This window comes from Vibrio sp. YT-18, assembly GCF_033337345.1.
Lineage (GTDB): Bacteria > Pseudomonadota > Gammaproteobacteria > Enterobacterales > Vibrionaceae > Vibrio > Vibrio alginolyticus.
Window position 1 is genome coordinate 1 of the sequence record NZ_JAWOQO010000016.1, and the last position, 11,330, is coordinate 11,330.

General features: G+C 45.0%; 8 protein-coding genes and 1 pseudogene. All 9 read right to left on the reverse strand.

The genetic code is table 11. The features are described from left to right. Window positions 1-150: 150 nt before the first annotated feature. The 9 genes and pseudogenes from luxS to R7M72_RS18695 all read right to left on the reverse strand — a co-directional run bounded on the left by luxS (window position 151) and on the right by R7M72_RS18695 (window position 10,702). Window positions 151-669, reverse strand: a complete 519-nt coding sequence (gene luxS, locus R7M72_RS18655; protein WP_005379945.1) for an S-ribosylhomocysteine lyase — start codon at window positions 667-669, stop codon at window positions 151-153. An 84-nt stretch (window positions 670-753) separates the two neighbouring features. After that, window positions 754-1,359 carry a hypothetical protein gene (locus tag R7M72_RS18660; protein WP_005379943.1) on the reverse strand — a complete coding sequence of 202 codons (606 nt, stop codon included), beginning with the start codon at window positions 1,357-1,359 and terminating at the stop codon, window positions 754-756. 23 nt (window positions 1,360-1,382) lie between these two features. Beyond that, entirely contained in the window at window positions 1,383-2,951 is a 1,569-nt protein-coding gene (gene gshA, locus R7M72_RS18665) for a glutamate--cysteine ligase (protein WP_054576334.1), read from the reverse strand. A 156-nt stretch (window positions 2,952-3,107) separates the two neighbouring features. Further along, window positions 3,108-5,951 carry a M16 family metallopeptidase gene (locus tag R7M72_RS18670; protein ID WP_017635925.1) on the reverse strand — a complete coding sequence of 948 codons (2,844 nt, stop codon included), beginning with the start codon at window positions 5,949-5,951 and terminating at the stop codon, window positions 3,108-3,110. Between the two features lie 9 nt (window positions 5,952-5,960). Continuing rightward, the gene (locus R7M72_RS18675) at window positions 5,961-6,422 is read right to left on the reverse strand and encodes a YqaA family protein (RefSeq protein ID WP_005379938.1); all 462 of its coding nucleotides are present in this window, start codon (window positions 6,420-6,422) and stop codon (window positions 5,961-5,963) included. Further along, a pseudogene (locus R7M72_RS18680) lies at window positions 6,416-7,365 on the reverse strand (NADP-dependent oxidoreductase). Before R7M72_RS18680 ends, R7M72_RS18675 begins: the two are co-directional and overlap by 7 nt. Before the next feature lie 123 nt (window positions 7,366-7,488). After that, window positions 7,489-8,619 (reverse strand): sodium ion-translocating decarboxylase subunit beta, encoded by a 1,131-nt coding sequence (locus R7M72_RS18685; protein ID WP_005379935.1) that lies wholly within the window; start codon window positions 8,617-8,619, stop codon window positions 7,489-7,491. Window positions 8,620-8,628: 9 nt separating this feature from the next. Continuing rightward, entirely contained in the window at window positions 8,629-10,413 is a 1,785-nt protein-coding gene (oadA, locus tag R7M72_RS18690; protein ID WP_017635927.1) for a sodium-extruding oxaloacetate decarboxylase subunit alpha, read from the reverse strand. Between the two features lie 31 nt (window positions 10,414-10,444). Next, window positions 10,445-10,702: an oxaloacetate decarboxylase subunit gamma gene (locus R7M72_RS18695; protein ID WP_005379932.1), complete on the reverse strand. Its 258-nt coding sequence runs from the start codon at window positions 10,700-10,702 to the stop codon at window positions 10,445-10,447. Between the last annotated feature and the right edge of the window lie 628 nt (window positions 10,703-11,330).

Sequence of the window (11,330 nt, forward strand, 5' to 3'; positions counted from 1 at the left end):
GTTCTTTTAGTTGTTGATTTCATAACACTCTCCAATTTTGGGGGTGGAAAGTGTCAACCTTATTTAGGACGGCACAAAATAACCAAAAGAAAAGCCTGACTCATGTCAGGCTTTTTTACTTATTGGGGCAATATGCTTCTTAATGAGCACCTAGTCGATGCGCAACTCTTTTAACATCGACTCAGGCAAAGCAAGTTCATCATTTTTGTTCACCGAAACACCAGCATCCAAAATGTTCTTTGCGATCTGTTGTGCTTCTTTTAAAGAGTGCATTGCTGCCGTGCCGCATTGGTATTCGTTAAGTTCAGGGATCTTATTCTGACTTTCTACCTTCAGCACATCTTCCATTGCTGCAATCCAAGCATCTGCGACTTGCTGCTCTGATGGTGTGCCAATCAGGCTCATGTAAAAACCTGTGCGGCAACCCATAGGCGAAATATCGATGATCTCAACAGAATCATCGTTTAGGTGATTACGCATAAAGCCTGCATAAAGGTGCTCTAGGGTGTGAATACCTTTTTCAGAAAGAATGTCTTTGTTTGGCGCAGTAAAGCGTAAGTCGAAAACAGTAATCGTATCCCCTTTTGGGGTCTGCATGGTTTTCGCCACTCGTACAGCGGGTGCATTCATACGAGTGTGGTCCACGGTAAAACTATCGAGTAAAGGCATTACATCTCTCCTGATTGTAACTCCAGTACCTTTCGGTAATGGATAAATGTCATTCATCCCTACAGCACATGAACTGACTGTGGGCTAAAAGAACCAGCTGCTGTTGTCTTCTAATTCCTGACGACATTGCTTCAGCTGCCAGCCATAAGTTTTCGCTGTTTGTTCAACACGTCGAGCGACTTTGATTAAACTAGGCTTTCGATTATAAGTACCTCGCTTATACCCACCTCGCCCTTCATGATAAGCCAGATACTGGTTATAGGGATCCCATAATGAAATCCCTAGCTGACGCCGTGTTTCATGAGTATACCAACCGACAAACATCATAGAATCATCGAAGTTGGTACGAGAGCCACCCTGACCTGTGGCATCTTGGAAGTCTTCCCAAGCAGGGTCTTGAGCTTGAGCGTAACCATACGCACTGCTGACTCGTCCCCAAGGAATAAACCCTAGCAAATAATCTTTAGGTGGTTTTGCATCGTGCCGAAAGCTGCTTTCTTGTTTAATGATGGCCATAGCGACATGAATAGGGGTCCCCCATTCATCTTCCATATCTTTGGCATCATCGTACCAACCGGATTTCTCTCGGAATATCTCGCATAAGTTATTCTGCTGCTTTGGCGGTGCCGTAGCACAACCTGCAAGTAACACGCTTCCAAGTACCGCTACTACTGACGACTTAATGTTCAACCGCACCAATCCTTAGTTAGTCATTACTGCTTCAGGTAAGCAAAGTAATCTTCCAAAAAATCATCAAAAGAAAGCGTGTCACTCTGCTCTGCTTGCTTTTGTTTTTCCACGGACGACGCTACTTCCGTTTCCATCGTATCTTGTGAGTAGTACTGATAACCGTGAGCTAGGTTTTCATCACGGTACTTCATACCAAGAGTACAACCAACTTTACCTAGCCCACCCAGCTCTTTCGTTAGCTCTAATAGTTGACCAGAGATCGTTAGTTCTGGGTTATCAATCCATGTCTCGAGTTGATTACACACATCTTGGTATGCACTGCCACCAGCGGTCATATCCATTTGCTGTGCTATTTGACGTAACTCGACGAAAACTCGGTGTGCCCAATCTTGTAGAGATAGACGTTCACCTTGACAACCAATTTGCAGCATTAGACCTTTTTCACGGCCAGAAACAATGACTTTATTCCAGTTATCGCGCCAACACTCTAATTCACAGTTATCCATAGGGTCTGAGTCTGACAAGGCCGCCCAGGTAAGGAAGAGATCCAAGAATCGTACTTGCTCTTCATTTAAGCCCACTGCGCTGAATGGGTTAACATCTAGAGAACGAACTTCAATGTATTCGACACCACCGCGTCGTAACGCATCTGAAGGCTTCTCACCACTTTTCGATACACGTTTTGGACGAATCGGAGCGTACAGTTCATTCTCAATTTGTAAGATATTGGAATTAAGCTGGCGGTATTCACCATCCACTTTTACCCCAATTTTCGCAAACTCTTCTGATGGGTGGCGAATCGCATCACTCAAACCATCGAGGTATTGGTCAATGCTGTTAAAACCAATTTTCAGCACACTTTGAGCACTATTGGTATAGCCAAGATCGCTCAAACGCAAAGACGTCGACTTCGGCAAATATAATGTCCCGCCAATCTTCTCGAATGGCAGATCGGTTTCACGACCTTGAATAAAAGAGCCACATAACGCTGGTGATGCACCAAAGAAGTAGGGAATCATCCAGCCAAAGCGGTAGTAATTACGGATCAACGCAAAGTACGCATCAGACTTAGCATCTTGGCGGGCTTGTTCATCTTGCTCGCCATAGAGCGCATCCCAAAATGTTTCAGGAAACGAGAAGTTAAAATGGACACCTGAAATAATTTGCATCAGGCTGCCATAGCGACGCTTTAGGCCTTCTCGGTACAGCGTTTTCATTTTCGCTGCATTCGAAGAGCCATACTGGGCTAACTGAATATCATCCTCTGAGCCTACGTAGCAAGGCATTGATAGTGGCCACATTTTCTCTTCACCCATTTTGGTTTGAGTGAAATGATGGATATCTTTCAGCTGTGCCATCAGTTCTGGAATTGCATGTGACACAGGCGTAATGAACTCTAACAATGATTCCGAAAAATCCGTTGTGATCCATTGATTTGTGAACGCAGAGCCTAACCCTTCAGGATGAGGAGTTGTAGCTAGATGTCCATCCTGACGATAGCGCAAAGTTTCTCGCTCAACACCGCGTCCAAACTGCTTAAATACTTCGGGGTTTGATGCAACTTTTTTTAGTCGCGCAGCAAAATCAGTCAAAATGAGGTTCGCTTATATTGGGAGCAGGACACTTGTTACATAACACAAGTGTAAGCTAAGTTATTGATAGTTAATGCATCTAGATAAATAACCCACGAAAAGTTGCTTATCTAGATGAATAGCGGAGAAACGTTTCTCCGCTATTAAATGTGTACTCTATCGAATGATTTCAAGCTCTTCTACGTCTTTCCCCAACTTTTCTAATTGAGGACGCAACGATTTAGCATCACCAACGACGATAATTTGATAGTCATTTGGATCAAACCATTTCTGAGCCAGCGCATTCAACGTCTGCTTATCAACTTTTTCTACGATAGCGTTTCTTTGCTGCAAGTAATCATGATCGAGGTTGTACTTAAGAATATCACTGATGAGCTCCGCTTTTTGTGTTGGCGTTTCATATTTCAGTGCATCTTTTTGACCGACCGCTTGACGCATAAATTTCATCTCTTCATCAGTAATACCTGACTGCGAGTATTCATTTAGCTCATTTTCCATCTCAATGATCGAAGCAACCGTTGCATCCGCTCGTACTTGCGCGGTGAAAACCACCGAGCCTGTTTCTGGATTACCAGAGAAATAGCCGTAAGCACCGTATGTGTAACCCTTGTCTTCACGTAGATTTTGGTTAATGCGGCTATTGAAGTTCCCAGCTAAGTTGAAGTTTGTCAGTTGGCTTAGGTAAAAATCGCCCGTTGCGTCGTAAGGCATACCTTGACGAACCATCATGACCACACTTTGCGGCGCTCCTGGTTTATCAACAAGATGGATCTTTTGCTCACCTAATGCAGCAATGCTTTGCGGTGCATACAATGGCGCAGCTTCATCTTGCCAGTTTTTCCAGAACGTCAGTTGCTGCTCAATTTCCTGTTTATTGATGTCACCAACAACGACGATTTGCGCACTTTGTGGCGTGTAATGCTTCGAGTAGAATTCACGGACATCATCCAACGTTAATGCACTGACACCTGCTTGCGTGCCGTCTTTTGGTCGAGCAAAAACCGAATCCCCATAGAGCACCTGGCGACTCGCTTGTGACGCCATCCAACTTGGATTTTGGTGCTCATATACCAGGCCTTCTAGCGCTTGCATTTTTACACGCTCGAAATCATCTTGATTAAATGCAGGAGACAGCAACATCTCTTCGACAATTTTTAACGTCGGCTCTAAGTTCTTTTCTAGAGCAGAAACACTGATGTTTGTTGTATAACCTGTGGCATTAACAGAGATAACACTACCCAGTTTATCAAGCTCAGCTTGAATCTCTTCGACACTGCGTTTCGTTGTGCCTTCTTGCAACATCGCAGCGGTCAATTGGGCAAGACCTTCTTTACCCTTTTCAACAAAACGTGTCCCGGCAGGTAGACTAAATTGCATCATCACCGTCGGCGTTTCATCGCTAACTGCACCAAGCAGCTCTGAGCCATTCTTGAAATGTAACTCGTACAGCTCTGGCATCGTCGCTTTCACTGGTTCTCCTACTGGCGGTTGCACTGAGCGATCGAAGTTATCGGTCGCACGACGATACGCCAATTGGTCATCGGAAATCTTCTCATATTCTGGCAGCGTACGCTTTGGCGTCACAAAGGTCGCAGGTTTTACGACAAGGTCTGTTTTTCCTTTTGGGACCACGCTTAGGGTCACTTTGTTCTTACCTTGAATAAAGTCCGTATACGCTTTTTCTACCGAAGTCGGCGTAACTGCACGGATTTGCTCAAGCTGTTGCTCAAGACGATCAGGATCGCCGAAAAATGTCTCGTTGGAAGCCAACTGAGTCACTTTACCTTTAACGCTTTCTAGCGCAAAAATAGCATCCGCTTCCGCTTTACCCTTCAACTGCTCAAGGCGATCCTCTGTCACGCCTTTTTCCGCAAACTGATTTAGTGATTGTAAAAGCTCGTCGTACAGTTTTGATAGGTCGCCTTTGTCTCCAGAATCACCCATTGCGTAAACGTAAAAGTTACACGCCAGTTCAGCACAATCATGGAATGAACCAGCATCGACCGCTTTTTGAGTCTTCACTAGGTCTTGATAGAGCACGCTGTTGGTACCGCCACCCAATACTTCTGATAATGTATCGAGAGACGCTTGGCTTTCTTCGCCATTGTAGGTTGTTGGCCACGCGATCATCACCATAGGTTGTTGAATACGATCTTCTAGAGTGATGTATTTATCTTCTTGCAGTTTTGCAGGTTGTTTCGGCGCATTTTCAACCTCAGGACCACGAGGAATCGAACCGAAGTACTTATTTACCCACTCTAGAGTTTGTTCAACGTCTAAGTCACCACCGATCGTGATAGTCGCATTGTTTGGGCCATACCAACGCAAGAAAAACGCTTTGAGGTCGTTCACATCAACACGATCAAGATCTTCAACATAACCAATGGTTTGCCACGAATACGGATGACCTTCAGGATATAGCGCTTCGGACATGCGCTCCCAAATTAAGCCATAAGGACGATTATCGTAACGCTGAGCTCGCTCATTTTTTACAGTCGAACGCTGAATTTCAAATTTGCGTTGAGAAACCGCATCCAACAAAAAGCCCATACGGTCAGACTCTAACCACAGCATTTTCTCGAGCTGGTTAGCAGGGACAGTTTCAAAGTAGTTAGTACGATCGCGGTTTGTAGTACCATTTAATGTGCCGCCAGCCTCCGTGATGATTTTGAAGTGCTCTTGGTCACCAACGTTCTCTGAACCTTGGAACATCATGTGCTCAAAGAAATGCGCAAAACCAGACTTACCCACTTCTTCACGAGCTGAACCAACATGGTAAGTCACATCCACATGGACCAATGGGTCAGAATCTTCAGGAGCTAAGATCACCGTTAAACCATTATCGAGTTTATACTTTTGGTATGGAATCTTAACTTTGCCTTCTTCAGCTTTCGATGACTCAACGAAAGTTACCCCTTTCGGCAGTGATGAAACTGGCGTATTTGATGCACAGCCCGTGATCACCAACAGTGAACACGCGCCAACCCAAAACATCTTCATGTACTTTCCTTAAAATAATCCGAGATAGATGGCCGCAAGTAAGCTATACCTAGCAGCCTTTCCTAAAAATATTAAAATCACGCAAGGCAGAAACTTCATTCTTAGCCACCCTGCGGCTAAACACAGCGGGTCTCCTATTACAGGTAACCAGCTAAAAAATAACCCCCAATAGCCATACTTAGAGAGCCACTTTAATGCGGTATGACCGTGCTTTTCCTCTTGTGCTTTGTTGGGAATCCACAAGCCAAGCCAATAATTTGTTAAGCCACCAAGCGTATTACCGATAGTAGCGACCATAACAATTGAAGAAACGGAGTATTGATTTAATGAGAGAGTGGCAACTAAGCCCGCTTCAGAACCACCAGGCAACAACGTGGCACTGAGAAAACCGGTCATGAAAAGCACCCATAATGCTGAATCTGAAAACCAAAGCGCTAAACTTTCAAAACTCGTGTTAAATGCTTCTAGCATGTCATATCAAGCAACACCTTGCCTCTGGTTCTTCCTGATTCGACCTGCTGGTGAGCACCAATGACATCACTCATAGGATAAACCTGTTGAATTTCAGTCTTCAGTAAGCCAACGCCGACCATGTACAACAAGGTATCTAACTGCGCAGGGTCTGGTTCACCAACATGCCACTAGCCTCAAAGCCTAGGAGTTTGGCTTTTTCACAAATCAGCTCAGCAGTTATGGTTGGAACGGTGATGACTCTCGCATTATCTTTCAGGCATTTAAGCGCATCTAACGCAGCATCTCCGCCTACTAAATCAATCAAAACATCAACATCTTCAACACGTTCTGACACTGGTGCAAATTGATAGTTCACTGCATGAGCACCGAGCGTCGCAAGGTAGTCTAAATTTCGTTCACTGCAGGTTGTAAAGACTTCCGCTTTCGTCGCGATCGCAATTTGTACCGCGAGGTGTCCAACACCACCGGCTCCAGCGAGGATAAGTACGCGATCGTTTTCCGTCACATTAGCCTTACTGAGAGCTTGTGCCGCAGTTTGTCCCGCCAACGGTAATGCAGCAGCTGCCTCCAAAGTTACGGAGCTAGGAACATGACTTAACTCAGTTTCTGGAACACATATGTATTGACTGTAACCACCGCCTCGAACTGGGAAACCAATAAATCCAGCCACCTCATCACCTTCATTAAAACGTGATGCCCCCTCTCCACAAGACATCACTTTTCCTGAGATGTCGTAACCTGGCACCCAAGGTAAATTATCCTTATTCTGCGCTGCTGCCCAACCGAGCCCAGCTCGAGTTTTGACATCAATAGGATTTACGCCTGAAAAAGCGACTTTTACTAAGACTTCACCAGGCTGTGGTGATGGTGTAGAAGCATGTTGAATCGCGAGTACGTTGGCATCACCAAACTCAGTGATAACGATCTGTTTGTGTTCCATAAACCATTCCCTGCAAGAAAACAAAAAGGGATGCGAAAGCATCCCTTTGACTATAAACCATTTTGTTAACCTAAGTTAATCGTGATTTTGTAAATTGGTTGATCATTCCATTTTCAATAATGTCTAACCAACAAGTGCTAACAATATACCAGCCGCAACGGCTGAACCCAGCACACCAGCAACGTTTGGTCCCATCGCATGCATTAACAAAAAGTTTTGCGGGTTAGCTTGTAAACCAACTTTGTTTACGACTCGCGCGGCCATTGGTACCGCAGAAACGCCAGCCGCACCAATAAGTGGGTTGATGTCTTCTTTCGAGAACTTGTTAAGCAGTTTCGCCATCAGGACGCCCGCACCAGTACCGATACTAAATGCAACTGCGCCTAACCCCAAGATACCTAACGTTTCTAGGTTCAAGAACTGCTCAGCTTGCAGCTTAGAACCAACACCAAGACCTAAAAAGATAGTCACTATGTTGATCAATTCATTTTGAGCAGTTTTCGATAAACGATCGACCACACCAGCTTCACGCATCAAGTTACCCAAACAGAACATACCAACCAATGGCGTAGCTGAAGGTAAGAACAGAATCGTCATCAGTAATACAGCAAGCGGGAAGATGACTTTCTCCCATTTACCAACATGACGAAGCTGAGCCATCTTGATTTGACGCTCTTCCTTGGTTGTCAGTGCTTTCATGATTGGTGGCTGGATGATCGGCACCAATGCCATATAGCTGTATGCCGCGACTGCAATCGCACCTAGCAGATCTGGAGAGAGCTTACTCGCTAAGAAAATCGCTGTTGGCCCATCAGCACCACCGATGATCGCGATAGACGAAGCATCTGCCATGGAGAACTCCATGCCAGGTACATAGTTGAGCAAAATAGCGCCAAACAGTGTTGCAAAAATACCAAACTGCGCAGCCGCACCTAACCACAACGTTTTTGGGTTTGCGATCAAAGCACCAAAGTCAGTCATCGCGCCCACACCCATGAAGATCAATAGCGGGAACACACCCGATTCAATCCCAATGTAGTAAACGTAGTAGAGCAAGCCACCAGGCTCAGTAAAGCCAGCATTTGGAATATTCGCCAAAATAGCACCGAAACCAATCGGCAATAACAGTAAAGGTTCAAATCCTTTTTTAATTGCCAAAAACAGCAAGGTACAACCAACCAGCATCATACAGATTTGGCCGAACTCGAAGTTAGCGATCCCTGTTTCTGCCCAAAGGGTTAACAATCCGTCCATGATACTCCCTTACGCCAGGCTCAACAGAGGCGCACCTACTGTGACAGCATCGCCTTCTTTAACGTTCAGCTCTTGAACCACACCACCACGCGCCGCTCGTACTTCAGTTTCCATTTTCATCGCTTCAAGGATGAGCAATACATCGCCTTCAGCTACCTCAGCACCAGGCTGAACATTCACTTTGAAGATGTTACCTGCAAGAGGAGCAGGTACCGCTTCTGCTGAAGCATTAGAAGGTGCGCTAGGTGTAGCCGATTTTGCCAGTGCATTAGAAGGAGCAACAGATGTCAGTTCACCTTGAGGGCCAACTTCCACCTCATACACCTGCCCGTCAACACGTACACTATAAGTTTCTACACCACCAGTTGCTGGTTGAGCTACAGGTACAGCAGGCTTCTCAGCTTCTAGCGTTGGTGCAGGCTCAAATGCTTCTGGGTTTTCACGATTCTTAAGGAACTTAAGCCCAACTTGAGGGAAAAGTGCATAAGTGAGTACGTCATCAACACGCTCACTTGCTAGCTTAATGCCTTCTGATTTCGCTTTCTCCATCAGATCAACCGTAAGCGTCTCCATTTCAGGCTCAAGTAAATCGGCAGGACGACAGGTAATTGGCTCTTTACCATCAAGCACTTTCGCTTGCAGTTCTGCATTTAACTCGGCTGGCGCTTGACCGTACTCACCTTTCAATAGGCCAGCGGTTTCCTTGGTAATACTCTTATAGCGCTCGCCAGTAAGAACGTTAATCACCGCTTGCGTACCGACGATCTGTGAAGTTGGAGTCACCAATGGAATGAAACCAAGATCTTCACGTACACGAGGGATCTCTTCTAATACTTCATCAATGCGATCCGCAGCACCCTGCTCTTTCAACTGGCCTTCCATATTGGTCAGCATACCACCAGGCACTTGAGCAATCAGGATGCGTGAATCGACTCCTTTTAACTGGCCTTCCCACTTCGCATACTTCTTACGTACCTCACGGAAATATGCGGCGATAGATTCCAGTTGCTCGAGTTTCAAATTGGTATCTCGCTCGGTGCCTTCTAGCATAGCGACTACCGTTTCAGTCGGTGTATGACCGTAAGTACAACTCATTGAAGAAATCGCAGTATCGAGAATATCAATACCGGCTTCTACTGCTTTTACCGCTGTTGCTGTAGACAGCCCCGTTGTTGCATGACAATGAAGTGCCAATGGCACATCACAAGACGCTTTGATACGCGTGATAAGCTCTTCCGCTTCATAAGGCTTAAGTAAGCCAGACATATCTTTAATACACAGCGAGTGACAACCTAAATCCTCTAGGCGTTTTGCCAAGTCAACCCAAGTGTCTGCGTTATGCACTGGGCTCGTAGTGTAAGACAACGTACCTTGAGCATGCGCACCAACATCAACCGTTGCTTTAACGGCTTTCTGGAAGTTTCGCACGTCATTCATTGCATCAAAAATACGGAATACATCCATGCCGTTAGCATGCGCGCGTTCAACAAACTTCTCTACTACGTCGTCGGCATAATGGCGGTATCCTAAAAGGTTTTGACCACGCAGTAGCATTTGCATTGGTGTATTAGGCATCGCTTTTTTTAGTTCACGTAAACGCTCCCAAGGGTCTTCTCCTAAGAATCGAATACAAGAATCAAATGTTGCACCGCCCCAAGTCTCTAGAGACCAGTAACCAACCTTATCCAACTCAGCTGCGATAGGCAGCATATCCTCAATACGCATACGCGTAGCAAATAGTGATTGATGGGCATCACGAAGGACCACATCAGTAATAGCTAGTGGTTTAGACATGCTCTTAAACTCCTTTTTAATCCTAGTTCGGCTACTTCGCGAATGAGGCGCGATGTTTATGAATCGCAGCCGAGATCGCCGCCACTACTTGTGGACTAACAGCTGAAGAGGTTGATTGAATATTAGTGTTTGTTTTTGGTGCTGCGATCGGCTCTGGTACTTCTTCTGGTACCAATTTCGACATTAACCGAACGAGATAAACAAGAATAGTGAGGAAAATAAATACGACCGCCATCCCCGTTAGCATCAGGGTGGCCGCATCTACTAGCAGGCTTCCTATATTAGTCATGTTGCTTCCTTTCTTTGTCATCCTGACAACGTGCAGGACTTTAATAGTGTCAAATCCCGACCCATGGATTATCTCGATTGGTTAAATTTTGTCAATTTTGTTTAAGGAAGGTTTGTAGTAATCCTGATAAATGATTATTTATTCACTACCCAGATCACAGTTCATGACAAAATAATCACTTCAAATCGCTATCACCTTACGAACAGAGTAAAGGAGGACATAAATAAAAACTGCGATTTAGATTTCAAAATCAAATCGGGACTCACGCAGTAAAAACCAACAAAAACAAAAAGATGAACAAGATTAACAATAAATAAACAAATAACAAACAAAGTGACTACATGAGAGTGATTGAAATGAAAAATGGAAGTCAGTGTATAGGAGGGATAATCAGGATGATTTCACACGATGCGACAGAAGCTTGATAGCAAATTGCTTAGATACGCACATATTCGCTTTTAAAAAAGAGGAACATAGGCTCTAGTGATCCTACGCCATATTTCAGATGTCTAGATACAAAAAAGCCTCGCAATTGCGAGGCTGTTTCAATGAGTGGCGCGTCCTGGAGGATTCGAACCTCCGACCGCCTGGTTCGTAGCCAGGTACTCTATCCAGCTGAGCTAAGGAC

What these genes read in the sequence shown, in the direction of transcription:
- R7M72_RS18685 (WP_005379935.1), bottom strand. Translation starts at nt 8,619, where the DNA reads ATGGACGGATTGTTAACCCTTTGGGCAGAAACAGGGATCGCTAACTTC.
- R7M72_RS18695 (WP_005379932.1), bottom strand. Translation starts at nt 10,702, where the DNA reads ATGACTAATATAGGAAGCCTGCTAGTAGATGCGGCCACCCTGATGCTA.
- R7M72_RS18675 (WP_005379938.1), bottom strand. Translation starts at nt 6,422, where the DNA reads ATGCTAGAAGCATTTAACACGAGTTTTGAAAGTTTAGCGCTTTGGTTT.
- oadA (WP_017635927.1), bottom strand. Translation starts at nt 10,413, where the DNA reads ATGTCTAAACCACTAGCTATTACTGATGTGGTCCTTCGTGATGCCCAT.
- luxS (WP_005379945.1), bottom strand. Translation starts at nt 669, where the DNA reads ATGCCTTTACTCGATAGTTTTACCGTGGACCACACTCGTATGAATGCA.
- R7M72_RS18670 (WP_017635925.1), bottom strand. Translation starts at nt 5,951, where the DNA reads ATGAAGATGTTTTGGGTTGGCGCGTGTTCACTGTTGGTGATCACGGGC.